The following is a 25,380-nucleotide window of genomic DNA, read 5'->3' as shown; positions in this document are numbered from 1 at the left end:
ACGCATACTATCGAGAATGATTCTCGATAGTTGTCACACCCAGCCCTGCATCCAGTTGTGCAGACGGTAGAAGTCGTAGGGGACCTGCGTCGCCGACCACAGTGGATACCAGAAAGCCGACAAGACCACCGCCGCGACGAGGAACACGATGACGACCCGCTGCCCGGCCGTGCGGCGCTCGTGCGGGGCGTGGGCCGCGCCGGCGACCTCCCGCAGCGCGAAGGTGAGCGCCAGCAGCAGGAACGGCCAGATCACGATCGTGTAGAACTGGAACACCGTGCGCTCGGGGTACATCAACCAGGGAAGCCACGTGGCCGCGATGCCGACCAGCACCACGGCGTAGCGCCAGTCGCGAGCGACGGCGAAGCGGTACACGAGGTACAGCGCGGCGATGACCGAGCCGTACCACAGCAGCGGATTCGGCATGCTGTACAGCACCTGCAGACAACCGTTCTCGCCCGAGCAGCCGTTCGTGCCGTCTGGGCTGGAGAACGCGTACATCGACGTCGGACGCCAGAGGAACGGCCACGCCCACGCCGCGCTCGAGTAGCTGTGCGGCGACGTCATACCGGCCATCGAGGCATAGATGGTCTCGTGGTACTTCCACAGGCTCTGCAGGGGAAGCGGCACCCAGGAGAAGAAGCCCGTCGCAGGGCTGAGCTCGGCGACCTTGCGGTCGTAGCCGCCGTCGCTGAGGAGCCATCCGCTCCAGGAGCCGAGGTACACGACGAAGGCGATCGGCACCAGCAGCACGAACGAGGCGAGCCCCTGCCGCACGGCATCCATCGGCCAGAAGGTGATGCCGAGTCGTCGACGTTCGAGGGCGTCGGTGACGACCAGGTAGAGCCCGATGCCCGCGAGCACCCAGACCCCCGACCACTTCACCGCTGTCGCCGCGCCGGCGGCGGCCCCTGCCGCGATGATCCACGGACGGTTCCAGAGCACGACTCCCCATGCGGGAGGCCCCTCATCCACCCCGCGTGCGACGATCGCGGCGGCGAGGCGGTCGAGGTGGCGTCGACGATCGAGAAGGGCGAACCAGAACGCCAGCAGGATGAAGAACGCCAGGAACACGTCGAGCAGCGCGACGCGGCTCATGACGATGCCGAGGCCGTCGATCGCGAGGAGGAAGGAGGCGACGGTCGCGAACACCGTCGAGTTCGTCAGCGTCTTCGCGACGAGGAAGAGCAGCAGCACGAGGGCCGTGCCGAACAGTGCGGTCATGGCTCGCCAGCCGAAGGAGCTGTCGGGTCCGAACAGCCACATGCCGAAGCCGATGAGGTACTTGCCGAGCGGGGGATGGACGACGAAGCTCGGATCGCTCGTGAAGATATTTGTCTCGCCCGCCGCGAATCGTGCATCGGCGCCGTCGGGCCAGGTCGCCGCATAGCCGAGATTCCACTGGCTCCACGCGTCCTTCACGTAGTAGGTCTCGTCGAAGACCAGCACGTGCGGATGCCCGAGGTTCCAGAAGCGAAGGATGCCGGCGAGCAGCGTCACCGCCAGCGGAGCGAGCCATCCGTACAACCGCTGGAGTCGCGGATCGTCCGCGACGCGCTCGCGCCAACGGTCGTACGCAGACCGGCGCACGGGTGGCAGCAGCGGTGGGATCGGCTCGGCGGTGGTCGACACGGCCACCAGCCTAAGCTGAAGCGGTGATCATCCTCGGTGCGACTCCCATCGGCAATCTGGGCGACGCGTCGGCGCGGCTCGTCGCCGCGCTCGAGCAGGCGAGCGTCATCGCCGCCGAGGACACCCGCATGACACAACGGCTGCTGCAGGGGTTGGGCATCGCCAATCGTCCGCGGCTGGTCGCCCTTCACGACCACAACGAGAAGCAGCGCGCGGCCGAGCTCGTCGCCCGTGCGCGCGAGGAGGACCTGCTCGTTCTGAGCGATGCGGGGATGCCGACCGTGAGTGATCCGGGGTACGGCCTCGTCGCCGAGGCCGTCGCACAGGGCGTCGCGGTCACGGCGCTGCCAGGACCGAGCGCCGTGGTCACGGCGCTCGCCGTGGCCGGGTTGCCCACCGATCGCTTCACCTTCGAGGGATTCCTGCCACGCAAGGCCGGCGAGCGTGCACGCGCTCTCGCTCTGCTGTCGAGCGAGCCGCGCACGATGGTCTTCTTCGAAGCGCCGTCGCGTCTGGCCGAGACGCTGCACGCCATGGCCGCCGCCTTCGGTGCCGACCGGCCTGCCGCCGTCTGCCGGGAACTCACCAAGCTGCACGAGGAGGTCGTCCGCGACGGTCTGGCAGCCCTCGCCGACTGGGCCCGCGACGGGGTCCGCGGCGAGATCGTCGTCGTCGTCGGGGGAGCGCCGGCTCGCGACGTGTCGGCCGAGGACGCTGTCGCCCAGGTGCAGGCCCTCGTGGCCGACGGCGTCCGTTTGAAGGACGCCGCTGCCGAGGTCGCGGCAGCGACCGGCTTGTCCAGCCGCGACCTCTACCAGGCGGTGCTCGCCTCGCGGTGATGCCCGCTCAGACGGCGGGACCGCCCAACTGCGCGAAGGCCTCCGGCGTTGCGACGGACCGCTCCGCACGCGCGGGCGGAGCGGTGACGCCCGGCAGCGTCCAGACGGCGAAGCTCGCTCCTCTGCCGTGCAGGCGCACCGCACCGTCATCCGCGACGAGTTCGACCGTCCCTGCCGCATAGCGCGCGGCCCTGGCCGTCGCCGCGCCGACCAGGGCCATGTCGAGACGGATCTCGACGTCGGTACGAGCGGCGAGGACCAGCACCGCCTCGTCCGCGTTCTCGCGGATGAACACGAGCGCATCGTCGTCCGCGTGCAACCAGCGCAGGCCGCCCGTCGAGAGCGCCGCGTGCGCGCGACGAAGGCCGATGAGCTCACGGTAGAGGCCGATGCGGGCGGCGATCTCGGGTTCGCCGATGCGCTCCCAGGGGAGAGGGGTGCGGCTCATCTCACCGTCCACGGCCTCGAGCCCGAACTCGTCGCCGGCGTAGACGACGGGGATGCCGGGCAGCGTCATCGACAGACCGACGGCGAGCGGGATCATCTCCGCCGCGGCGTAGGTGGCGAACCGGGCGGTGTCGTGGGTGTCGAGGGCCGACATCGTCCCGCGCTGCACACGCCACGGAATCTGGCTGGTGAAGAGCCGGAGCTGGCGCACGAACTGCTGCGCGGTGTACCGCGGCATCCCGGTGGGCAGTCCGAAGAACCACATCTCATCGCTGACGCGGCCGTCGAAGCCGCGGTGAGGGATGCGTCGGGGCTCCGCGAGCCACGACCACACGCCGCGCGTGAACGCCGGGTAGGTCATGCCGCCGTGCCAGGCATCTCCCTGCAGGTCGCTGGCGGCATCGTTCGTCGACTCGGCGAGCAGGAGCGTGTCGGGCGAGACCTCGATCATCGTCCGGCGCACCGTTTGGCGCACGACGGCATTGAGGTCTTCGGCACCGAGTCGACCGGTCATGTTGGCGACGTCGATGCGCCACCCGTCGATCCCGTACGGCTGCGCGAGCCAGCGCGCGACGACGGAGTCTGGCCCCTCGATGAATCGGCGCCGCAGTTCGGCGCTGTTCCAGTCGAATTTCGGCAGCGTCGCCGCGTCCAGCCACGTCTCGTAGGTGGTGTGGGCCGCATCGTGGAAGTAGTAGAAGTCGGCTTCCGCCGCGTCGGGCCGGCCGTACGCGTTGCGGAACCACTCATGGGCGACGCCGGAATGGTTGGTGGTGAGATCGCCGATCACGCGGATGCCGCGCGCGTGCGCTGCCTCGATGAGACGTCGGTAGGCGTCGTCGCCGCCGAGGAGTTCGTCGACGTGATCGAAACTGGCGGCGTCGTATCGGTGATTCGACTCCGCGGGGAAGATCGGCGTGTGGTACAGCGCGTTCACACCCAGATCGACGAGATGGTCCAGCCGGTCCACGACGCCGTCGAGGTCTCCGCCATAGAGCTGCCGGCTGCGACCCGGGTGGGAGGGATCCAGCGGGTCATCCCAGGCTGCGGGGATCGCCCACTGCGGAAGCGGGCGGTCGGCCGCGGCATCCGATCGCGCGAAACGATCGGGGAAGATCTGGTACAGCACGGTGTCGGCCATCCACGGCGGCGGCGGGTTGCCGGCGACGAGGGCGAAATCCTGCGCGTCGAGGACGTCGACGTCGCTGAGCCCGCCCTGGTTGAGGATCTGCACCGTCGCGTCGCTGCGGACGAGATGGAAGCGGTAGCCGTGGCGCGGGTTGGCGACGACGATCCGCGCCGACCACCAGTGCCACCCGTCCCGTTCGCCGTCGCACTCGGCCTCCACCCACGCCGGCTCGTGGTCGGGGTTGCTGCGCACCACGACCCGGTCGACTCCGCCGTAGGCGCGGGGCACGCGGAGGCGGACGGTCACCTCGTCGCCGAGAGCCGGATCGGGGTGCGAGACGTACAACGGCGAGCCGTCGTGGTGCGGGCAGGTGGGATCGATCATGGGAACCTCCGTGGAACGCCGACAACACGTCGGCACTGGTGCGACGTGGTTGCACGGACATCCGTGGCAGAGCCCTCTGATTGTGTGGTGTGCGGCGCGGGCCGCATCGTGCGCTACTTGACCGAGCCGGCCGTGAGGCCGCCGACGATGAAGCGCTGGAGGCCCAGGAACAGTGCCATCGGCAGGATCGCCGCGAGCACGGCGCCGGCGGCGAACACGCTCCAGTTGCGCGCCGTCTCCTGCGAGACGAACTGGTACAGCCCCACCGCCAGCGTCTGCTTGTCGGGATCGACGAGGACGACGGACGCGATGAGGAAGTCGTTCATGGTACCGATGAACGACAGCAGGCCGATCACAGCCAGCACGGGGGCGACCAGGCGCAGGATGATGGTGAAGAAGATGCGAGCGTGTCCGGCGCCGTCGATCTTCGCCGCCTCGTCGATCGAGGCCGGCACGGTGTTGAAGAAGCCGTACATGAGGAACGTGTTCACGCCCAGCGCGCCGCCGAGATAGACCATGATCAACCCGATCTGGGAGTTCAGACCCAGTGCCGGGAAGATGTCGCCGATCGCCGACATCAGCAGGAAGATCGCCACCACGGCGAGCAGCTGAGGGAACATCTGCACGAGCAGCAGCGTCAGCAGTCCGAAACGGCGGCCGGTGAAGCGCATGCGCGAGAAGGCGTAGGCGGCGAGCGCGCAGAGCACGACGGTGAAGAACGACGTCGTCAGCCCGATGAACACCGAGTTGACGAACCAGTTGCCGTACGGGCGCAGCGGGTCTTGGAACAGGGCGATGTAGCTGCCGATGTCGAACGTGGCGAACAGGCTGTTGGCCGTCAGCAGCGTCCCACCCGGGTTGAGCGAGGCGGAGAGCACGTAGACGAGCGGGAACGCCGAGAAGACGAGCATCGCGATGCCGACGAGGTGGCGCCAGCCGGTCTCGCGGAACCACCGGCCGAACCGGCGACGCGTCTCGTGGGCGACGGTCGGGCTCGGCGGGGTCGATGCCGTACCGGTGACGGGGAGGGTCTCAGCAGTGGTCATGTCAGTTCAGCTCCTCGAGCACCTTGGTCTGGCGGAAGCTGAGGTAGGAGATGACCGCCACCAGCACGAAGATGATGATCGAGAACGCGCTGGCCAGGCCGTAGTCGCGTTCGGCCCCCACGAAGGCCACCTTGTAGACCATCGAGATCAGAATGTCGCTCGCGCCGACGTTGATGGATGCGTCGGCGAAGCGCGGACCGCCGCCGGTAAGCATGTAGATCAGATTGAAGTTGTTGAAGTTGAACGCGAACGAGGAGATCAGCAGCGGCGCCACCGACACCAGCAGCAACGGGAACTTGATGTGGCGGAAGATCTGCCACACACCGGCGCCGTCGACGCGCCCCGCCTCCTGGATGTCGTCGGGGATCGCCTGGATGGCACCCGTCGTGACGAGGAACATGTAGGGGAAGCCGAGCCAGAGGTTCACGACGAGAATCGACACCTTCGCCAGCAGGGGATCCTGCAGCCAGGGGATCGACGCCCCTCCGAGGATGGACTGGTTGATGAAGCCGAAGTCCTGGTTGAACATTCCCTGCCAGACCAGCGCCGACAGGAACGCGGGGAAGGCGTACGGGAGGATCATGATGACCCGGTAGTACTTCTTGCTCTTCATCCGCGGATCGTTGAAGACGATCGCGAGGAACAGGCCGAGGGCGAAGGTCGTCGCCACCGACAGGATGGCGAACACGAACGTCCAGACGAGCACGGCGAGGAAGGGCCCACGGATCGACTCGGTGGAAAACGCTCGGACGAAGTTGTCGACGCCGACCCAGACCTGCCATCCCGTGGCGAGGGTCTGCCCGTCGGCGGAGGCGAAGGAGCCGTTGCCGTTGTCCGTGTAGACGACGCCCGTCTGCGTGTTCGTCATGGTGCCTGCGGCGGCATCCCACACGAGCGTGGAGACGTACTGGTAGGCCGTCGAGCCGTCGCGGGTTTGGAGCGTGCCGTCGTTCGGATCGGTGGAGAAGGGCACCGCCATCGACGAGATCGTCGCCTGGTTGGCCACGAGCTGAGCGAAGTTCAACGTGGTGTACCCGGGAAGCGCCGCCGCGCGGCCGCCCGTGAACTCGGCATCCGACGCCGCCTCGAGCGGCTGATCGGCGCTGCCGATCTCGGCGGTGCCGTCGGGAGTGGTCACGAGGAAGAAGAGGGCGCCGTCCTTCTCGAGGACCGACACCGGATAGGCGGCCGAGTCCTCGACGCGCTGCTGGTTCTGGATCAGCAGCGCGTTGACGGCGTCGTCCTTCGTCGACACGTGTCCCGAGCCGTAGTTCGTGAACGCGATGTAAATGCAGTACAGGACCACGAAGATCTGGAAGACGAAGAGGAAGACCAGGCCCGGCGTCAGGTACTTGGCCGGCAGAAGGCCCGGCTTCAGGTAGACGACGTTGATCGCGAGGATGCCGAGGGCAACGACCGCTGCGATGACGACGCTGTCCTTGGTCAGCAGGACGAGGATCGCATAGACGGCCATCGCGTCGATGACGCCCAGGCACACGATCTTGACCAGCCAGACCTTCCACCCGGCGCCTGCGGCTTCCGCCCAGGCCTCGGCGCGTCGGCGGCGCCGTGCCGCGGCGCGGTCTTCGGGCGCGCGCGTGGGCGGCGCGGCGATCGTGGGGCCAGTCATCTTCGACTCCTGTCGGAACGTGGGGGGATCGGGGTGCGGAGGGGCGAGCGTGAGCCCACCCCTCCGCACGGGGTCAACCGAGCTTGGCGGCGATCGAGTCGGCCATCTGGGTCCACTGCGCGGCAGGGTCGCCGCCGCCCTTGATCAGGGCGGCCTCCGTCTTGCCCCAGTCGTCCCACACCGAGCCCATCTGCGGGATCGACGGCATCGGCACCGCGTTCGCGCCGACCTTGGCGAAGCCGGCGACGATCGGGTCGGACTTGGCGGCGTCGAACGCGGCGGTCAGTGCCGGGGGACGCCCACCGGCCTTGAAGAGAGCCGTCTGCACGTCGGCGGTGGCGATGTAGTTCACGAGGAACTCGTTCGCGATCAGCGCGTTGGCGCTCTTGGCGCTCACGAAGAACGTCTGCACGCCGGCGAAGGGCTGTGCGTCACCGCCGCCCGCCGTCGGAATCGCGTCGACCGCGACGTCGATGCCGGCCTTCTGGGCGTCGGCGACGTTCCACGGGCCGGTGAGGAAGTACGGCGACTTGCCGGCGTTGAAGGCTTCCTTGGCCAGGTCGCCGGAGAGGTTGAGGTTCAGCACCTTGGTGCCGGTGTCTCCCTGCGCGGTGAGCCACGCGGCGAACTTCTGTCCGCCCTCGTCGCCGATCGACAGCTTGCTCGCGTCGTACGAGCCATCGGCATTGCGTCCGAACACCGAGGTGCCGAAGGACGTCTGGAACGGGTACAGGTGGTACGGGTCGGACGCCTGCGGGTCCAGGCCCACGACGAACGGGTACTCCGTGCCGGCGGCGCGGCCCTTCGCGATCATGTCGTCGTAGGTGGCCGGGGTGGAGTCGGCCAGCGCGGTGTTGCGCAGCACGGCGATGTTCTCGATGGCGTACGGAAGGCCGTAGGTCTTGCCGTCGTAGGTGACCGCCTCGATGGCGACCTTCTCGAAGTCGGCCGCCTTGTCGCCCAGTTCGACCGGCGCCACGATTCCGTCCTTGACGAACGCGCCGATCCAGTCGTGCCCGCCGATCGTGATGTCGGGTCCCTTGCCCGTAGGCACCTGTGCGGTGAACTCGTCGCGGATCTTGCCGTAGTCCTTGACGACGAGGTTGACCTTGACGCCCTTCTCCTGCTCGAACTTCTTCGCCACATCCTCGAGCGCTCGCGCACGGTCGGCGTCGACCCACACGGTCAGCTCGCCGCTGGTGGCGGCCTGTGCGTCTCCGCTGGTCGTCGGTTGTGCGGTCGTGCTGCCGGAGCAGCCGGCGAGCGCCAGGATGCCGGACGCCACGAGCAGTCCGAGGGCGACGGCGCCCTTCTTCTTCACCTTCATCGGTGTGCCTCTCTCTGGGATCACAGGGGGAGGGGGGCCGTAGCTCGGCTGCTCCGCCGCCCTGTCGTGATGTCGCACCGGGTGCGAACGCCCTCCATTGTGCGGTCGAAAAGTGCGCGATCACGGGTTCGTTATGGAACTGTGACCGGTTACAGTCCCGGGACTGTGATCGGTTACAGTGAAGGCTGCGGTTGTGGCCGTGTTCGTTGTAGACACCGGTAGAGTCGGCTCTCGTGACACCCAGCGATGTGCCGAAGAAGCCGACCATCCGCGACGTCGCCGCCGCGGCCGGCGTCTCGTACGGAACGGTCTCGCGCGTGCTCAACGGAGGGCACTGGGTGTCGCCCGAAGCCCGCGCCGCCGTCGATGCCGCGATCGTCTCGACGGGCTACACGACCAATCAGGCTGCGCGCAGCCTCGCGACCGGAAAGACCGGCTCGCTCGCCTTCCTTCTCACCGAGTCCCAGCACGTCCTGCTGTCGGATCCGAACATGGCGCTCCTGCTGCGAGGGGCGACCGATGCGGTCTCCGAGCGTGGGATGACCCTCGTGCTCCTGATCGCCGACACCGAGCGCGAACAGGCCAACGCGGCCCGATATGTGCGCGCCGGCCACGTCGACGGCGTCCTGCTCGTCTCCTCTCACGAATCCGATGATCTGCTCGGCTCGCTGGTGAACGCGGGCGTGCCGACCGTGTGCTCCGGCATCCCGCTGTGGGAAGGGCGCACCGTTGCGCACGTCGCCATCGACGAGGTGGGCTCGGCACGCACGATGACGCGGCACCTCATGGATGGCGGGCACCGCCGCATCGCGCTGATCACCGGACCGCTCGACACCCCCAGCGGCCGTTTCCGCCTCGACGGCTTTCGCGACGAACTCGGCGACCGCTTCGACGAGGACCTCGTCGAAGTGGTGCCGTTCACCCGTGAGGCGGGCGCGGAGGCGATGGCTCGACTTCTCGCGCGCGCGCCCGACGTCGATGCGGTGTTCGCGGCAAGCGACCTGCTCGCCGTCGGTGCCGCCCAGACGCTCGCTGCGCAGGGGCGACGCATTCCTCAGGACGTCGCGCTCGCCGGTTTCGACGACTCGGGGCTCGCCGAGGCGCACACGCCGCCGCTGACCACCATCCGCCAGCCCTGGGCCCAGATCAGCGCCACGATGGTCGAGATGGTGCTGGAGGCGATCGCCGGCGGCCATCCGGATGCCGTCGTGCTGCCGACCACGCTCGTCGTCCGCGAAAGCGCCTGAGACGCGCACCGACGCACCGACGGCTCGACGTCACACGCGGGAGCCGGCGCGTCGCCCGGAACTAGACTCGTCGGGTGACATCTGGTCAGTCCTTCTACATCACGACGCCGATCTACTATCCGAGCGACCTGCCGCACATCGGACACGGGTACACGACGGTCGCCGTCGACACGCTCGCGCGCTGGCACCGCCAGGCGGGGGACGACACGTGGATGCTCACGGGCACCGACGAGCACGGGCAGAAGATGCTGCGCGCCGCGGCCGCGAACGGAGTGACTCCGCAGGAGTGGGTCGACAAGCTCGTCACCGAGTCGTGGTTCCCGTTGCTGAAGACCCTCGACGTCGCGAACGACGACTTCATCCGCACCACGCAGCCGCGCCACGAGGAGCGCGTGCAGCAGTTCGTGAAGGCGCTCTACGACCGTGGCTACATCTATGCCGGCGAGTACGAGGCGCTCTACTGCGTGGGCTGTGAGGAGTTCAAGCCGGAGGCGGAGATCGTCGACGGCACCGGTGCGTTCGAGGGGCTCAAGGTCTGCGCGATCCACTCGAAGCCGTTGGAGCTGCTGCAGGAGAAGAACTACTTCTTCAAGCTCAGCGAGTTCCAGGACCGCCTGCTCGAGCTCTACAAGACCGAGCCCGACTTCGTCCGGCCCGAGTCGGCGCGCAACGAGGTCGTCTCGTTCGTGCGTTCGGGGCTGAAGGATCTGTCGATCTCGCGCTCGGCGTTCGACTGGGGCATCACCGTGCCGTGGGACCCGTCACACGTGATCTACGTGTGGGTGGATGCGCTGCTGAACTATGCGACCGCGGTCGGGTACGGCACCGACCCGGACCAGTTCGAGCGACGGTGGCCGGCCTTCCACGTCGTGGGCAAGGACATCCTGCGCTTCCACGCGGTGATCTGGCCCGCGATGCTGATGGCTGCCGGTCTCGACGTGCCCCGCGGTGTCTTCGCGCACGGCTGGCTGTTGGTCGGCGGTGAGAAGATGTCGAAGTCGAAGCTCACCGGCATCGCCCCGACGGAGATCACCGATGTGTTCGGCTCGGACGCCTACCGGTTCTACTTCCTGTCGGCGATCGCGTTCGGCCAGGACGGCTCGTTCTCGTGGGAGGACCTCTCGGCGCGCTACCAGGCGGAGCTCGCGAACGGATTCGGCAACCTCGCGTCGCGGACGACGGCGATGATCGAGAAGTACTTCGAGGGCATCGTGCCGCCGCCCGCCGCGTACACGGAGGGCGATCTCGGCATCCAGAGGATCGTGGCGGATGCCGCGACGGCGGCCGATGCGGCGATGGAGCGCTTCCGTCCGGACGAGGCGATCGCGGCGATCTGGACGATCGTCGACGCGCTCAACGGCTACATCACCGAGAACGCCCCGTGGGCGCTGGCAAAGGACGACGCTCAGCGTGCCCGTCTTGCGACGGTGCTCTACACGGCGGCGGAGGGTCTGCGTGCGCTCGCGGTGCTGCTGAGCCCCGTGATGCCGATCGCCACCGAGAAGCTGTGGGTCGCGCTCGGGCACGTGGGGCGTCTCCGGGATCAGCCGCTGCGCGAGGCCGGGAGCTGGGGAGTCCTTGTGCCCGGCACCAGCGTCAACGGCCTCGAGCCGCTGTTCCCCCGGATCGAGCAGCCCTGACCCGTCCCACCCGTCCCCTCCATCGTGTCCCACTTGCGGGGCGGCATGTCCCTAAAGGTGCTTTGCGCACGTGCTCTCTTCGACAGAGAGTGGGACACGGAGGCGCGGGGGGAACAGTGCGCCGGATCGAAGAAGAGAGGGGATGCCGGTGAGCGACGCCGTTGATCCGTCGACGTACGTCCGCGTGCGCGAGAAGAGTTCACGCGACGTGTCATATCCGCCGGCGCCCGATCCGCTGCCGGTCGCCGTCTACGACAATCACACGCATCTCGAGATCGAGGACGGCGAGGGTCTCCCGCTCGACGAGCAGATGCGTCGGGCCGCAGAGGTGAACGTCGTCGGTGCCGTCCAGGCGGGCGGCGACATCGCGTCGAGCCGGTGGTCGGCGTGGGCCGCGGCATCCCACCCGCGCGTCCTCGCGGCGGTGGCGATACATCCCAACGAAGCACCCGCGTATGCCGAGCAGGGCATGCTCGGCGAGGCCATCGCCGTGATCGACGAACTCGCCGCGCAGCCGCGCGTGCGGGCGATCGGTGAGACGGGGCTCGACTTCTTCCGCACCGACGAGACGGGCCGTCCAGCGCAGTTCGAGAGCTTCGAGGCGCACATCGCGTTGGCGAAGAAGCACCGCATCGCGATGCAGATCCACGACCGCGACGCCCACGACGCCGTTCTCGAAACCCTCGATCGGGTCGGGGCTCCCGAGCGCACGGTGTTCCACTGCTTCTCCGGCGACGCCGACATGGCGCGCATCGCCGCCGACCGCGGCTATTGGCTGAGCTTCGCGGGCAACATCACGTTCAAGAACGCGCAGAACCTGCGCGACGCGCTGGCGGTGACGCCGCGCGAGCGGATCCTCGTCGAGACCGACGCACCGTTCCTCACCCCGACGCCGCTTCGCGGTCGGCCGAATGCGCCGTACCTGGTTCCGGTGACGGTGCGCTTCATGGCCGAGGAGCTGCGGATGCCGCTCGACGAGCTGTGCGCGCAGTTGGCGGCCAACACGCTCGAGGTCTACGGCGCGTTCGAGGACTGACGGGCGCCGATCGGCCGGATTTCACCCCCCTGGATCGCTCGCCGTCCGTCACACTGGGACCATGGAGTTCGCTGGGTTCCTCCCGGAAGACGCACCCGATCCGCGTGCCGCCTCGGAGGCGAGGCTGCGCGCCGTGTCGTTCCCGGTCTTCGAACTGCTCCCGCAACCGGCCGTCACTCGTCTGCCGATCACCGGCTTCACGGAGACATCGGGCTGGGCAGGTCACGAAGAGCTGACGGTGGAGTTCTCGTACACGCTGTGGCGGTACCCCGAGGATCGATCCGATCCGCGCAATGAGATCGAACTCGACGAGCAGACACGGCGTTCCATCGAGGAAGAACCCCCGTGGGGACGACCGGCCTGGCTCGCCGAACAGGCCCAGCTCTTCCGGTATCCGATGCTGTGGAGTGCCGTCCGCACGGCATGGCAGGCATCGCCCGAACCGGAGAGGCACGCGCTCACGCCGGTGCTCATCGACCACACCAATGACGTGCTGCGCAACGTCTACCGCGAACAGCTGGGTCTGCCCGCGGTTCCCATGAGCTTTCCGGATGCCGGTGGCTGGCGCGCGACGCCGGCGGTCGTGGCCCCGGCGTCGCTCACCGTCGACGGCCGGGACCGTTCCGGCCTGCATATCGACACCGACCCCTTCGTCTACGCGTGCGGGTTCCGTGCCGACGACGGTGTCGTCTGCACGATCGTGCTGCCACGGGACAGCCTGCCGTTTCTCGACCTGGAGATCACGACGCTGGGACGATGAGATCGACACGCGCGGACGAGTGTGCGCCGTCACCGCGGGTCGTCGGCACCGCCATCCGGCTCTGCCAGCACCGGTTTCGCCGCGGCGATCGATGAGATCGAGCGCCAGACGAGGAGGAGCGTCAACGCCGATCCGCCGAACGCGAACCACCAGGGGGCCGTGAGTCCCCAGGTCTGAGCGATCACGCCGCCGAGGGCCTGACCGATGACGAGCCCCGCGAAGACGCCGACCATGTTCACCGACGCGATGCGGCCCTGCAGCGTCAACGGCACGAGGCGCTGGCGGACGGTGGTCGAGATCGTCGCCCAGACGAACGCGTACACGCCGAAGCCGAACATGATCACGAACGCGATCGCGGGCACCGTCGTCAGCGCGAAGGCGAGGTGCATGATCACTTCGAGCGTCAGACACACCCGCATGAGCGTCGCGAACGAGACGCGCCTCTCGAGCGCGCCGAAGATCCCGACACCGACGAGCCCACCCAGAGCCGATGCCGTCGTCAGCGCTCCGTAGCCGACCGGACCCATGCCGAGATGGTCGGTGGCGTACAGCACGAGAATGCCCCAGGGTGCCGCCCACGTGATGTTGAAGACCAGGATGATCATGACCAGCGTGCGCACGGGCGGGTTCGCCCGCAGCCACCGCAGACCCTCGCGGATCGGCTGCGCCGGCCGCTCGGCATCCGCCGCGTCGCGATCCGGGATCGGCGTGCGGGTGATGCGTGCGATGAGCACGATGGCCAGTGTCACGCAGATGATCTGGGTGACGAACGGCCAGAACGATCCCACCGCGAACAGGAACGCGCCCAGCGGCGGACCGGCGAGCTGGTTCGCGACCAGATAGCCGGCCTGAAGTCTGGCATTGCCGAGACCGAGGTCCGCGGGACGCACGAGCATGGGCAGCAGCGTGCTGCCAGCCGTGTCGGCGAACACCTCCGCTGTTCCGTACAGGAACGCGGCGACCAGCACGATCCACACGCTCACGGCGCCGGTCACGAGGAACACGACCAGGCCCACGACGACGAGGGCGCGCAGGGCGTTCGCGACGATGACGAGCCGGCGGCGGTCGTGATGGTCGGCCACAGACCCCGCGAACAGGCCGAAGAGCAGCCATGGCAGGTACTGCATCATGGCACCGCCGGCTACGAGGATCGGCGAACTCGTGAGCGAGGCGATGAGCAACGGGGATGCCGACAGGGCGATCCCGTCGCCGAGGTTGCTCGTCCAGGACGAGCTCAGCAACCAGCGGAAGTCACGCCCGAGGCGGCGGGGAGCGATGATCTCGCCGACGGAACGGGGACGGTCGGCGACGGGCACCACGCCATCGTAGGCGGCGCGGGGCGGGCAGGGGGCGGGGCGGGTGGACTCAGCGGGTGGTCGAGCCGCGTACCAGCTCGTAGGGCAGCTCGATCGCGCGCGGGGGATCGCCGGCGTCGAGCGCGGCGAACATCACCTCGGGGGCTTTCTCCGGATGCAGGCACAGGTGCGTGATCCCCAGGCGCGCGTTCATGTCGCACTCGATCGTGCACAGCACCAGCAGTTGCAGATCCCGGGGCATGACGACGTCGATCTGCTCGAGATGCAGGTAGATCTCCGGCCCTTCCTCGCAGTAGGCGAACACGGCGTCGGCGTCGGCCTCGAGTAGTTCGTGCAGCGCGGGTACGAGCCGCCGGCGCCCGGCATCGACCCGCGCCACGAGCGGGGTGCGGCCGTTGACGGCGCTCCAAGCGAGGTAGGCGCTTTCGCCGAGCTGATCTCGCGGCACCTCGCTCTCGTCGACGAGGAAGCCGATGCGCTGTGCGCCGGTCTCGGCCAGGTGGGCGAGACCCGCGCGAACGGCCGCCGCGTAGCCGGTGCGGATCGTGAGGACCCCGCCCGGGACGGTGAGGTCGTTCGCCGCGACGGGAATGCCGGCGGCCACCGCATCGCGCAGGATCGTGCGGTCATCGGCGGGATCGGGAAAGTACAGCGCGTCGATCTGCGCCCCCGCCAGCAGGTCGGGACGGCTGTCGGGAAGCACCGTCACGGTGAATCCGCGCGTCGCGCCGGCCTCCACGAGCGCGTCGAGCTGACGCGCGCGCTGCAGTGCGCGCCGACCGTCCTGCAGCGAGTTTGCCGCCATCACGAAGCCGATCGACATCGTGCGGCCGCTGCGCAGCGCGCTCGCGTGCTTGTTGGGCGCGTAGCCCAGTTCCGCCGCCACTGCTTTGATGCGCTCGCGCGTCTCCGCGCTGAGGTTGCCGCGACCGTTCAGGGCTTGGCTGATCGCCGCCGTCGACACCCCCGCCCGCGCGGCGACGTCGCGGAGCGTGACGCGCGTCATCCGCGGTCGCCGTCCTCGGCGTCGTCGCCCGTGGACACGGCCGCGGGTGCGGCGACCGCGGCGGGCGGAAAGACGGTGTCCACCGCACTCGTCCACTGCGAACCCGAACCTGCGGCGGCGAGGGAATGTCCCTGCGAGATCAGGTCGTGCAGCAGCGCGCCGGAGAAGTGGCGCAGGGCGGCCTCCGTCTCGGCTCCCGCGCCGCGGGAGCGCGCGCGTTCGATCTCGCGGTCGAGCACGGCGTGCACATGCGCGCGCATCTGAACGACCGCGGGGGCCACCTCGTGCACGCGGCGTGCCATCGCATGACGCTGCGCGGCGGTCTGCACGATGAGGCGGGCCTCGCCGATGGTCGCGAACTCGTCGATCGGCGCGTGGACGCGGATGGTGTCGAGGTCGAGCAGTTCGATGTCGGGGAGCGAGCGCAGCCCCGGATCCACGTTGCGCGGCATCCCGAGGTCGATGATCAGCTGCGGCGTCGACACCGCAGCACGGGCCGCACCGTGGCTCTCGAGATCGAGGGCGAAGGTATCGGTGGTCGTCGTACAGGTGACGATCACGTCGGCGCGGGCCGCCTCGGCGGCGAATGCATCGGCGGTCACCGTCGTCAGGTGCTCGCGCTTCGCGAAGCGATCGCGTCCCGATCGCGAGTGCACGCGGATGTCGACGGCGCCGACGTCGCGCAGGGCCGCGAGGGATGCCGCGGCGTAGCGCCCCGTGCCGACGAGGAGCACGCGCGCCTGCTCCCACGAGGCGACGCGCGAGCCGGCGAGCTCGACCGCCAGACGAACGAGGGAGCGCCCCGACTCGCCGAGCTTGGTCGAGTTCTTCACCGCCCGAGAGGTCTCGGTGGCGCGCTGGAACAGGTGTTCGAGGGGAGCGGTGGTCACACCCTCCCGACGCGCCGCGTCGAGGGCGCGGCGCACCTGTCCCGCGATCTCATCCTCACCGACGGCCACCGAGTCCAGACCGGACGCGACCGAGAACAGGTGCTGCGCCACATGGTTGCCGTGCGCGAACTCGACCGTCTCGCGGACGTCGCGGAAGGGCAGTGCCGACAGTTCTGCGAGGCGCTCCATCGCGGCATCCATCGCCGGCAGGGGCGAGGCGTCGTCGGGACTGTCGGCCAGATCGAAATAGGCCTCGAAGCGATTGCAGGTGGCCAGGACCACGGCTCCGCGAATGCTCTCGTGCGCCGCCGTCAGGTCGGTGGCGACGGTGTCGCCGACCACCGACAGTCGCTCCAGCGCTTCGAGAGGCGTGGTGCGCTGATGGGCGGAGAGGCAGACGAGCACGCGGGTCCAGTCGTGAGTCGAACGAAAGGGAACGAGGTTAGTATAACGATTAACGCCCACTCGAGTCCGTCCCACGGGAGCATCATCATCGCCTCTGCCACCGCCGCCGCACATCCCCTGACCGCGCACGGCACCTCAACCTCTCGCCTGGTCGGCGCCCTCCGCGGCGATCGTCCGGAGATCACCCCCGTCTGGTTCATGCGGCAGGCCGGGCGCTCGCTTCCCGAGTACCGGGCGCTGCGTGCCACCGGGACGATGCTCGACGCCTGTCTGAGCCCGGAGCTGGCGAGCGAGATCACGATGCAGCCGGTGCGCCGGCACGGAGTGGATGCCGCGGTGTTCTTCAGCGACATCATCGTTCCGCTCCACCTCGTCGGGGTGGAGGTCGAGATCGCCGCCGGCCGCGGCCCGGTCTTCCGCAACCCCGTGCGCACCGCCGCCGAGATCGCCGCGCTCGTGCGGATCGATCCGGCACTCGTTGAGGAGCGCGGCGAGGCGGTCGTCGAGGCCGTCCAGCGCACGGTCGCCATGCTGGCGGAGGAGGGCGAGCAGCGCGGCGAGCCGCTGCCGCTCATCGGTTTCGCGGGCGCGCCGTTCACCCTCGCCGCCTATCTCGTGGAAGGCGGCCCGTCGAAAGACCACCTCGGCGCCCGCAGCCTCATCCACTCCGACCCCGCGGCCTGGGCGGACCTCACGGCCTGGCTCGCGGAGGTGACCGGGCGCTTCCTCGCCCTGCAGGTGCGTGCCGGCGCGAGCGCCGCGCAGCTGTTCGACTCGTGGGCCGGAGCGCTTGCTCCCGCCGACTATCGGCGCGCCGTGCTGCCGGCATCCGCGGCCGCCCTGGAGCCCGTTCGCGCGCTGCGCGGCGAAGGTCTCGATGTGCCCCTGATCCACTTCGGTGTCGGCACCGGCGAGATCCTCGCCGACATGGCTTCGATCGGCGTCGATGCGATCGGCGTCGACTATCGCGTCGACCTCGATGACGCCGTGACCCGCATCGGCCGCGATCTCACGGTGCAGGGCAACCTCGATCCCGCGCTGCTGTTCGCCCCCGAGGATGTGCGTCGCCGGGCGGCCCACGCCGCCCTCGCCTCGGGGCTGGCGGCGCGAGCACATGTCTTCAACCTCGGCCACGGTGTGCCGATGAACACCGACCCCACCGTGCTCACCGATCTGGTGCGCACCGTTCACGACTGGCGCGCACCCGCGGAGTCCGCGCGGTGACCACCTCTCGCACGAGCGCGCCGGCAGCCGCGACCGGCGCCGATGTCGTCGTCGTCGGCGCCGGCATGGGCGGGCTCGTCGTGGCACACGAGCTGGCGCGTGCCGGACGTGACGTGGTCGTGGTCGACGCGGCGGAGGAGGTGGGCGGGCTGCTGCGCCGCGGCACGCTCGCGGGGGTCGACATCGATCTCGGCGCGGAGTCGTTCGCGACACGCACCGATGCCGTGGCGACGCTCGTCGCGGATGCCGGGCTCGATCTCGAACTGGTCGCGCCCCGGCCCCAGGGGGCCTGGCTCGCCGTCGCGACGGATGACGGCGTGCGGCGGGCTCGCCTGCCGCGGCGGACCGTGCTCGGCATCCCGGCCGACCCGGAGGCCGACGACGTCGTCGCGATCATCGGCCCCGACGGCGCCGCGCGTGCGCGCGACGAGCGCCGCGTGCCCGTCGCCGCCGACGCGGAGCCGTCGCTGTACGACCTGGTCGCCGAACGTCTCGGTGTCCGCGTCGCCGATCGGCTCGTCGACACGCTCTGCCGGAGCGTCTACTCGCGACCCGCCGCCGAGGCCCGCTTGTCGCAGCTGCACCCCGGTCTGTGGCGCGAGTTCGTCGCGCGCGGATCGCTTCTCGAGGCTGCAGACGCGATCGCGACCGGTCAGCGTGCCGGCGCCGCCGTCGGCGGCATCGCAGGGGGCATGTGGCGCCTGCCGACGGCGCTCGCTGAGGCCGCGGCGTCGCGTGGCGCTCAGATCCGCACGGGTGTCGCCGTGCATGCCGTGCGCGCCGAGGCCGACGCGCTCGTGGTCGAGACGGCGAGCGGGTCACTCTCGGCGCGTCACGTCGTGATCGCGACGGGCACCGCGGAGGCGGCGCGCCTTCTGGCGGGTGCGGGCGTTTCGACGCGCGCCCCGGCGGCGGCGGTCCGCCTCGTCGCGGCGGCCATCGCCCACCCCGCCCTCGCCGCCGAACCCGTCGGCTCGGGCGTGATCGTCGACGCCGCGCTGCCGACGGCGGCCAAGGCCCTCACGCACATCACCGCCAAGTGGGACTGGGCGCGCGCCGCGACGCCCGACGGCATCCACCTCGTGCGCCTCTCCGCTCGCGACGCCGCCGCCGGTACTCTCGCCACGGCCGACGAGGTCGCGCGCGAGGTGTCGATCCTCACCGGCGTCGAGGTGGCCGCGGCCGACGTCGTCGACCTGGTCGTGCAGGAGTGGACGGATGCCGTCGTCGGCGCCGCCGCGCCCGACGACCTGCCCGCGGGCATCCACCTGGCCGGGGCCGCCGTGGCCGGCACGGGCCTCGCCTCCGTCATTCCGCACGCCCGCGATCTCGCCGCACGTCTCGACAGCGCGCTCGCGGCATCCCCGCCGTCGTCCTTCCTGCACACCCACCCGGTTTCCTAGGAGCACCGTATGACCGAACAGATCCCGCTCGGATACACCCTCTTCGCCGTCCTGGCCGGACCCCGCCCTCGGGTGGCCCCCGACGCGGCGGCGGTCGCCGAGCTGTCCGCCGCCGTCGACGCGGTCACGGCCGGCGGTGTCAGCGTTCGCGGCCTGTACGACGTCACCGGCATGCGCGGCGAGGCCGATCTCATGATCTGGCTGCACACGACGCCGGGCGCGGTCGATGACCCTGCCGTGCTCCAGAAGGCACTGCGCACCCTGCGGCGCACCGGCATGCTGCAGGCGTACACGGCCGTCTGGACAGCGATGGGCGTGCACCGTGAGGCCGAGTTCAACAAGCGTCACGTCCCCGGGTACCTTCGCGGCGAGAGCGCCCGCGGCTGGCTGTGCCTGTACCCGTTCGTGCGCAGCTACGAGTGGTACCTGCTGCCCGAGGAGGAGCGCGCCGGCATGCTCGCCGAGCACGGCCGCAAGGGCGCCCGCTACACGGAGGTCGTCGCCAACACCGTCTCGACCTTCGGACTCAGCGACTACGAATGGCTCCTGCCGCTGGAGAGCGACGACCCGATCCACCTCGTCGACATGATGCGCGACCTGCGCGCGACCGATGCGCGCCGTCACGTGCGCGAAGAGGTGCCCTTCTACACGGGCCGCCGGCTCGAGCTCGACGAGCTGGCGGAGGTGCTGAGCTGATGGCCGAGAACATCGCTCCCCGCTCCGCCGAGTTCCGTCCCAAGCCTCCGCGCGCGAGCGCCGCTCCGGTGTGCGGCGAGGGGTGCCGCGTGCCGGCCGCCACGTCGGCGACCTGCGCCGGCGATCCGCACGTGAGCGCCCCCGTGGCGTATGACGGTGTGCTGCTGCTGGGGTTCGGCGGACCCGAGGGTCAGGACGACGTGATCCCGTTCCTGCGCAACGTCACGGCGGGCCGCGGCATCCCCGACGAGCGCCTCGAAGAGGTCGCCCATCACTACCGTCACTTCGGCGGGGTGTCGCCGATCAACCAGCACAACCGTGAGCTGAAGGCGGCGCTGGATACCGAGCTCGCGGCGCGCGGCCTGGAGCTGCCGGTGTACTGGGGCAACCGCAACTGGATGCCGTACGTCGCCGACGCCCTGCAGGACGCCCATGACGCCGGCCACCGGCGCCTGCTCGCGATCGCGACCAGCGCGTACAGCTCGTACTCGTCGTGCCGCCAGTACCGCGAAGATCTCGCCGACGCCGTCGAGGCCACCGGCCTGAGCGGTGCCGTCGAGATCGACAAGGTGCGCCAGTTCTTCGACCACCCGGGCTTCGTGACCCCCTTCGCGGAGGGCGTCGCCGAGGGACTCGAGGCCCTCCATGCCCAGGGCTTCGCGGACGACGAGATCGAGATCCTCTTCTCTACCCACTCGATCCCGAACAGCGACGCCGACCGTTCCGGCCCGCCCGAGCGCGGATTCGGCGCCGGCGGCGCCTACGTCGCGCAGCACACAGCCGTCGCCGAGACGATCATGTCGCGGCTGGGCTCGTCGTGCGCCTGGCAGCTCGTCTTCCAGAGCCGTTCGGGCCCGCCGCAGGTGCCGTGGCTCGAGCCCGACATCAACGACGCGATGGCCGAGCTGCCCGCCCGTGGTCGCAAGGCCGTGCTCATCGTGCCGCTCGGCTTCGTCAGCGACCACATGGAGGTGCTCTGGGACCTCGACACCGAGGCGATGGAGACGGCCGACGAGCTCGGTCTCACGGCGATCCGCACCCCGACTCCGGGGACGCACCCGGCGTACGTCGCGGGACTGGTCGACCTCATGGTGGAGCGGCTGAACGGCACCGCCGCGGCCGACCGCCCGCACGAGACGCACCTCGGACCCTGGTACGACGTCTGCCGTCCCGGATGCTGCGAGAACAAGCGACTCGGCTTCCAGCCGGCACTCGCGGGGATCGCGCCGTGACGGTGACCGACGCCGCCGCACCCGCGCCGCTGCGACTCGGAACCCGAGCGAGTCTGCTGGCCACCACGCAGTCCGGCCACGTCGCCGACGCCCTGCGGGCGGCGACCGGCCGCGAGGTGGAGCTGGTGCCGATCACGACGGCGGGCGACGTGCTCACCGGACCCCTCGCGCAGCTGGGTGGTACCGGCGTGTTCGTCGCGGCGCTGCGTGAGGCGTTGCTGCGCGACGAGTGCGACCTCGTGGTGCACTCGATGAAGGACCTTCCCACGGCCGACGTCGCCGGCCTCGCGATCGGTGCCGTTCCGCCGCGGGCCCCTGTGGCGGATGTGCTGTGCGCGCGCGGAGGCCTCACGCTCGAGGCGCTGCCGCACGGCGCCGTGGTCGGCAGCGGATCACCCCGGCGGGTCGCCCAGCTGCTGCGGCGCCGGCCCGATCTGCAGGTGCGCGGCATCCGCGGCAACGTCGACACTCGACTGCGCAAGGTCGACGAAGGGGAGTACGACGCCATCGTGCTGGCCGAGGCGGGGCTGACCCGGATCGGACGCACCGACCGGATCACCGACCGCTTCGACGCCGACGGCTGGCCCACCTCCGCCGGCCAGGGCGCGCTCGCGGTCGAGGTGCGCACGGATTCCCCGGTCGCCGCGCAGATCGCCGCGATCACGGATGCGGATGCCGAAATCACCGCGCTGTGGGAGCGTGCCGTCCTGCGGATGCTGGAGGCCGGATGTGCCGCGCCGGTAGGCATCTCCGCGCGGCGCGCGCACGACGCCGTCACGCTGGTCGCCGAGGTGTACGCCCTCGACGGTGCGCGCACCGTCCGCGTCGGGCACTCCGCGGACCCTGCCGACCTCACGACGGCGGACGGTCGCGACGCGGCCGCGGCCGTCGTCGTCGCCGCCTTGATGGAGGCCGGGGCCGTCGATCTCGCCGACCTCGGTCCACGTCCCGAGGGGGAGCCCCGGTGACGGCCCTCGCCGGCGCCCGCGTCCTCGTACCGCGCGGCGGCGCATGGGGCGAGCGCGTGGCCGGCGAGCTCTCGCGTCGTGGCGCCCACCCCGTGATCGCGCCGCTCATCCGCACCGCCCCGCCGCGCGACACCACCGCGCGCGACGCCGCCTTCCGGCGGCTTGCCGACGGCGATTACGAGTGGCTGTTCGTCACGAGCGCCGCCAGCGTCGAGCAGATCGCCGTCTTCCTGTCGGCGAGCGAACGCACGTTGCCGACGTCGCTGCGAATCGCGGCGGTCGGCCAGGCCACCGCGCGCGCCGTCGCCGATCTGGGCGCGAACGTCGACTTCGTGCCGCTGGGCCGCTCATCGGCGCAGACCATGATCGCGCAGTGGTGCGCAGCGCACAGCGCGAGCTCGACCGGGCGCTGCCTCGTGGTGCGCTCCGACCTTGCCGGCGCCGTCGTCAGCGACGAGCTGGAGCTGCGCGGCTTCGCCGTCGACGTCTGCATCGGCTACCGCACGGTGGGAATCGATCTCGCCCCCGACGTGGCGGCCGATCTCGCTGCCGGACGCGTCGCCGTCGTGCTGCTGACCTCACTGAGCGTCGGGCGCGAACTGCGCCGCCAGGTCGGGGTGCTGCCGGCATCCACGCTCGTCGCCTCGATCGGTCCGGGAACGACCCGCGACGCCGAGCGCCTCGGCTTCGTCGTCGGCCACACCGCCTGCACACAGAGCATCGACGCCCTCATCGCCGAGCTCGACACCCTTCCCCGACTCCAGGAGGTCATCCGATGACCGCGTTTCCCGTCCGTCGCCTGCGTCGTCTGCGCCGCAGTGCCGCCCTGCGACGCCTCGTCGCCGAAGCCGACCTGAGTCCGCGCCGGCTCGTCCTTCCGGTGTTCGTGAAAGAGGGCATCTCCGAGGCGCAGCCGATTGCGAGCATGCCGGGGGTGCAGCAGTACCCGCTCGCGCAGCTCGCGGCCGTCGTCGACGAGGCGGCCGAGGCCGGCATCGGCGGCATCATGCTCTTCGGTGTGTCCGCTGTCCGCGACGCCGTCGGCAGCGGTGCGACCGATCCCGACGGCATCCTCAACCGTGCGATCGCCGTGGCCGCCGCGGCGGCGAAGGGGCGTCTGACGGTGCAGGCGGACCTCTGCCTCGACGAGTTCACCGACCACGGCCACTGCGGTGTGCTGGCCGCCGACGGATCGGTCGACAACGACGCGACTCTCGAGGTGTACGCGCGGATGGCGCTCGCCCAGGCAGAAGCCGGCGCCGACGTCCTCGGACTGTCGGGCATGATGGACGGCCAGGTCGCCGCCTGCCGTGCGGCTCTGGATGCCGCGGGCCGCAGCGACGTCGTGATCCTCGCGTACTCCGCCAAGTACGCCTCCGCGTTCTACGGTCCGTTCCGCGACGCCGTCGAGTCGACCCTCACCGGCGACCGTCGCACCTACCAGCTCGATGCCGCCAACGGTCGCGAAGGGGTGCAGGAGGCTCTCGCCGACATCGACGAGGGCGCCGACATCGTCATGGTCAAACCCGCCGGTCCGTACCTCGACGTGCTCGCCGAGGTCGCGGCGGTGTCGTCCGTCCCGGTCTGGGCCTACCAGGTGTCCGGCGAATACGCGATGATCGAGCACGCTGCCGCGGCCGGGGTCATCGACCGTGAGCGTGCGATCGGGGAGAGCATCCTCGGCATCCGCCGCGCCGGCGCCGAGGCGATTCTGACGTACTGGGCGATCGAGGTCGCCGGCTGGCTCCGAGAGGGACGGGCACTCGCATGACCGACACCAACGACGCCCTGTTCACCCGCGCCCGCGCGGTCATCCCCGGTGGCGTGGACTCGCCCGTGCGCGCCTACGGCTCGGTCGGTGGGACGCCCCGCTTCCTCGTCGAGGCCGCGGGGGCGTATGTGACGGATGCCGAGGGCCGCCGCTACGTCGACCTCGTCGCCAGCTGGGGGCCGGCGCTGCTCGGTCACGCTCATCCCGAGGTCGTCGCCGCCGTCCAGGCCGCCGCCTCGCGCGGACTCTCGTTCGGGGCGCCGACGCCGGCCGAGGCGGAGCTCGTCGAGGAGATCGTGCGACGGGTGCCGGCCGTGCAGAAGGCGCGACTGGTCTCCACCGGCACCGAGGCGACGATGACCGCCATCAGACTGGCGCGCGGCGCGACCGGACGGGACCTTCTCATCAAGTTCGCCGGTCACTACCACGGTCACTCCGACGGGCTGCTCGCCGCCGCCGGGTCGGGGCTGGCGACCTTCGCACTGCCGGGCTCTGCCGGTGTGCCGGAGGCCGTCGCGGCGCAGACGCTCGTCGTGCCGTACAACGACCGTGCCGCGCTGGAGGAGGTCTTCGCCGCGCATTCCGGTCGGATCGCCGCCGTGATCACCGAGGCCGCGGCCGCGAACATGGGGGTGGTCGCGCCGGCACCCGGATTCTCGACGTTCGTCGCGGATGTCTGCCGACGCGAGGGCGCCCTGCTGATCAGCGACGAGGTGCTCACCGGCTTCCGCGCCGCATCGGGCGGCTACGCCCAGGTGCTCGCGGACGCGGGGGAGGAGGTCGTACCCGACCTGGTGACCTTCGGAAAGGTCATCGGCGGTGGACTGCCGGTCGCCGCGGTCGGCGGCCGCGCCGACGTCATGGACATGCTCGCCCCGCTGGGGCCGGTGTACCAGGCCGGCACGCTGAGCGGAAACCCCGTCGCGGTCGCCGCGGGCCTGGCGACGCTCCGTCTGGCCGATGCCTCCGCGTACGCCCGGCTGGCAGCGGCGGCCGACGCGGTCGCCGACGCGGCGACGGCGGCGCTGACTGCGGCCGGGGTGCCCCACGTGCTGCAGCGGGCGGGAACCCTGTTCAGCGTCTTCTTCGGCGCCGAAGTCGTCGGCGGGGTGCCGGACTACGCGACGGCGCAGCAGCAGGACACCGCCGCCTACGGCCGGTTCTTCCACGCGATGCTGGATGCCGGCGTCTCGCTGCCGCCGTCGGCGTTCGAGGCGTGGTTCCTCACCGCCGCGCACGACGATGCCGCGGTGGCGCAGATCGTCGACGCCCTGCCCGCGGCCGCCCGCGCCGCGGCGTCCGCGTAGGGTTTCGCGAGCCCGTCCGCGATACGCGACATCTCGTCGGCACGA

At 70.3% G+C, this 25,380-nt stretch carries 21 protein-coding genes; 13 read left to right on the top strand and 8 right to left on the bottom strand.

Annotated elements, in window-relative coordinates:
* Positions 1-33: 33 nt before the first annotated feature.
* Positions 34-1,632, bottom strand: coding sequence for a dolichyl-phosphate-mannose--protein mannosyltransferase (locus ACT53O_RS09690; protein WP_036315453.1), 1,599 nt, complete (start codon positions 1,630-1,632; stop codon positions 34-36).
* 23 nt (positions 1,633-1,655) lie between these two features.
* On the opposite strand from ACT53O_RS09690, the gene rsmI reads away from it, so the two are divergent.
* On the top strand, positions 1,656-2,471 hold the full coding sequence (gene rsmI, locus ACT53O_RS09685; protein WP_476152113.1) for a 16S rRNA (cytidine(1402)-2'-O)-methyltransferase: 816 nt from the start codon (positions 1,656-1,658) through the stop codon (positions 2,469-2,471).
* 7 nt (positions 2,472-2,478) lie between these two features.
* Here the strand turns inward: rsmI and ACT53O_RS09680 are convergent, their stop codons facing one another.
* The 4 genes from ACT53O_RS09680 to ACT53O_RS09665 form a co-directional block, all read right to left on the bottom strand.
* A complete protein-coding gene (locus ACT53O_RS09680) occupies positions 2,479-4,431 on the bottom strand; it encodes a glycoside hydrolase family 13 protein (RefSeq protein WP_036315442.1) in 1,953 nt (650 codons plus the stop codon).
* Between the two features lie 113 nt (positions 4,432-4,544).
* Entirely contained in the window at positions 4,545-5,477 is a 933-nt protein-coding gene (locus tag ACT53O_RS09675; RefSeq protein WP_135949705.1) for a sugar ABC transporter permease, read from the bottom strand.
* A gap of 1 nt (position 5,478) precedes the next feature.
* Positions 5,479-7,107, bottom strand: a complete 1,629-nt coding sequence (locus ACT53O_RS09670) for an ABC transporter permease subunit (RefSeq protein ID WP_135949706.1) — start codon at positions 7,105-7,107, stop codon at positions 5,479-5,481.
* A 73-nt stretch (positions 7,108-7,180) separates the two neighbouring features.
* Positions 7,181-8,434: a sugar ABC transporter substrate-binding protein gene (locus tag ACT53O_RS09665; RefSeq protein ID WP_135949707.1), complete on the bottom strand. Its 1,254-nt coding sequence runs from the start codon at positions 8,432-8,434 to the stop codon at positions 7,181-7,183.
* A 233-nt stretch (positions 8,435-8,667) separates the two neighbouring features.
* Between ACT53O_RS09665 and ACT53O_RS09660 the strand changes: the two genes are divergently transcribed.
* The 4 genes from ACT53O_RS09660 to ACT53O_RS09645 all read left to right on the top strand — a co-directional run bounded on the left by ACT53O_RS09660 (position 8,668) and on the right by ACT53O_RS09645 (position 13,117).
* The gene (locus ACT53O_RS09660; RefSeq protein ID WP_036317459.1) at positions 8,668-9,681 is read left to right on the top strand and encodes a LacI family DNA-binding transcriptional regulator; all 1,014 of its coding nucleotides are present in this window, start codon (positions 8,668-8,670) and stop codon (positions 9,679-9,681) included.
* 74 nt (positions 9,682-9,755) lie between these two features.
* On the top strand, positions 9,756-11,321 hold the full coding sequence (gene metG / locus ACT53O_RS09655) for a methionine--tRNA ligase (RefSeq protein ID WP_036317458.1): 1,566 nt from the start codon (positions 9,756-9,758) through the stop codon (positions 11,319-11,321).
* A gap of 142 nt (positions 11,322-11,463) precedes the next feature.
* The gene (locus tag ACT53O_RS09650) at positions 11,464-12,357 is read left to right on the top strand and encodes a TatD family hydrolase (RefSeq protein WP_476152109.1); all 894 of its coding nucleotides are present in this window, start codon (positions 11,464-11,466) and stop codon (positions 12,355-12,357) included.
* A gap of 61 nt (positions 12,358-12,418) precedes the next feature.
* Positions 12,419-13,117, top strand: coding sequence for a hypothetical protein (locus ACT53O_RS09645; protein WP_135949709.1), 699 nt, complete (start codon positions 12,419-12,421; stop codon positions 13,115-13,117).
* A gap of 29 nt (positions 13,118-13,146) precedes the next feature.
* Here the strand turns inward: ACT53O_RS09645 and ACT53O_RS09640 are convergent, their stop codons facing one another.
* From ACT53O_RS09640 to ACT53O_RS09630, 3 genes are read right to left on the bottom strand one after another with little or no spacing between them, the layout of a single operon-like run.
* On the bottom strand, positions 13,147-14,433 hold the full coding sequence (locus ACT53O_RS09640; protein ID WP_135949710.1) for an MFS transporter: 1,287 nt from the start codon (positions 14,431-14,433) through the stop codon (positions 13,147-13,149).
* A 49-nt stretch (positions 14,434-14,482) separates the two neighbouring features.
* On the bottom strand, positions 14,483-15,439 hold the full coding sequence (locus ACT53O_RS09635; protein ID WP_135949711.1) for a LacI family DNA-binding transcriptional regulator: 957 nt from the start codon (positions 15,437-15,439) through the stop codon (positions 14,483-14,485).
* Positions 15,436-16,734 (bottom strand): glutamyl-tRNA reductase, encoded by a 1,299-nt coding sequence (locus tag ACT53O_RS09630; RefSeq protein ID WP_347417412.1) that lies wholly within the window; start codon positions 16,732-16,734, stop codon positions 15,436-15,438. Before ACT53O_RS09630 ends, ACT53O_RS09635 begins: the two co-directional genes overlap by 4 nt.
* A 12-nt stretch (positions 16,735-16,746) precedes the next feature.
* On the opposite strand from ACT53O_RS09630, the gene hemE reads away from it, so the two are divergent.
* The 8 genes from hemE to hemL are packed head-to-tail and all read left to right on the top strand — an operon-like array spanning position 16,747 to position 25,335.
* On the top strand, positions 16,747-17,958 hold the full coding sequence (gene hemE, locus ACT53O_RS09625) for a uroporphyrinogen decarboxylase (protein WP_476152105.1): 1,212 nt from the start codon (positions 16,747-16,749) through the stop codon (positions 17,956-17,958).
* On the top strand, positions 17,955-19,361 hold the full coding sequence (locus tag ACT53O_RS09620; protein ID WP_036318342.1) for a protoporphyrinogen/coproporphyrinogen oxidase: 1,407 nt from the start codon (positions 17,955-17,957) through the stop codon (positions 19,359-19,361). The genes hemE and ACT53O_RS09620 overlap by 4 nt, the downstream gene beginning before the upstream one ends.
* 9 nt (positions 19,362-19,370) lie before the next feature.
* Positions 19,371-20,057, top strand: coding sequence for a hydrogen peroxide-dependent heme synthase (hemQ, locus tag ACT53O_RS09615; RefSeq protein WP_112931128.1), 687 nt, complete (start codon positions 19,371-19,373; stop codon positions 20,055-20,057).
* The gene (locus ACT53O_RS09610) at positions 20,057-21,289 is read left to right on the top strand and encodes a ferrochelatase (RefSeq protein ID WP_476152102.1); all 1,233 of its coding nucleotides are present in this window, start codon (positions 20,057-20,059) and stop codon (positions 21,287-21,289) included. Before hemQ ends, ACT53O_RS09610 begins: the two co-directional genes overlap by 1 nt.
* Positions 21,286-22,257 (top strand): hydroxymethylbilane synthase, encoded by a 972-nt coding sequence (gene hemC / locus ACT53O_RS09605; protein WP_476152100.1) that lies wholly within the window; start codon positions 21,286-21,288, stop codon positions 22,255-22,257. Before ACT53O_RS09610 ends, hemC begins: the two co-directional genes overlap by 4 nt.
* The gene (locus ACT53O_RS09600; protein WP_476152098.1) at positions 22,254-23,036 is read left to right on the top strand and encodes a uroporphyrinogen-III synthase; all 783 of its coding nucleotides are present in this window, start codon (positions 22,254-22,256) and stop codon (positions 23,034-23,036) included. Before hemC ends, ACT53O_RS09600 begins: the two co-directional genes overlap by 4 nt.
* Positions 23,033-24,028: a porphobilinogen synthase gene (gene hemB, locus ACT53O_RS09595; RefSeq protein WP_476152096.1), complete on the top strand. Its 996-nt coding sequence runs from the start codon at positions 23,033-23,035 to the stop codon at positions 24,026-24,028. The genes ACT53O_RS09600 and hemB overlap by 4 nt, the downstream gene beginning before the upstream one ends.
* Positions 24,025-25,335, top strand: a complete 1,311-nt coding sequence (hemL, locus tag ACT53O_RS09590) for a glutamate-1-semialdehyde 2,1-aminomutase (RefSeq protein ID WP_476152094.1) — start codon at positions 24,025-24,027, stop codon at positions 25,333-25,335. Before hemB ends, hemL begins: the two co-directional genes overlap by 4 nt.
* The last annotated feature ends 45 nt before the right edge of the window (positions 25,336-25,380 follow it).

This window comes from Microbacterium sp. DMC48 (genome assembly GCF_056313825.1).
This window is presented reverse-complemented; position numbering and strand designations above follow the sequence as displayed.

Excerpts from the sequence above, each read along its gene's own strand:
- ACT53O_RS09680 (WP_036315442.1), bottom strand. The coding sequence starts at position 4,431 with ATGATCGATCCCACCTGCCCGCACCACGACGGCTCGCCGTTGTACGTC.
- ACT53O_RS09675 (WP_135949705.1), bottom strand. The coding sequence starts at position 5,477 with ATGACCACTGCTGAGACCCTCCCCGTCACCGGTACGGCATCGACCCCG.
- ACT53O_RS09670 (WP_135949706.1), bottom strand. The coding sequence starts at position 7,107 with ATGACTGGCCCCACGATCGCCGCGCCGCCCACGCGCGCGCCCGAAGAC.
- ACT53O_RS09665 (WP_135949707.1), bottom strand. The coding sequence starts at position 8,434 with ATGAAGGTGAAGAAGAAGGGCGCCGTCGCCCTCGGACTGCTCGTGGCG.
- ACT53O_RS09650 (WP_476152109.1), top strand. The coding sequence starts at position 11,464 with ATGCCGGTGAGCGACGCCGTTGATCCGTCGACGTACGTCCGCGTGCGC.
- ACT53O_RS09645 (WP_135949709.1), top strand. The coding sequence starts at position 12,419 with ATGGAGTTCGCTGGGTTCCTCCCGGAAGACGCACCCGATCCGCGTGCC.
- ACT53O_RS09635 (WP_135949711.1), bottom strand. The coding sequence starts at position 15,439 with ATGACGCGCGTCACGCTCCGCGACGTCGCCGCGCGGGCGGGGGTGTCG.
- hemQ (WP_112931128.1), top strand. The coding sequence starts at position 19,371 with ATGACCGAACAGATCCCGCTCGGATACACCCTCTTCGCCGTCCTGGCC.
- ACT53O_RS09610 (WP_476152102.1), top strand. The coding sequence starts at position 20,057 with ATGGCCGAGAACATCGCTCCCCGCTCCGCCGAGTTCCGTCCCAAGCCT.
- hemB (WP_476152096.1), top strand. The coding sequence starts at position 23,033 with ATGACCGCGTTTCCCGTCCGTCGCCTGCGTCGTCTGCGCCGCAGTGCC.
- hemL (WP_476152094.1), top strand. The coding sequence starts at position 24,025 with ATGACCGACACCAACGACGCCCTGTTCACCCGCGCCCGCGCGGTCATC.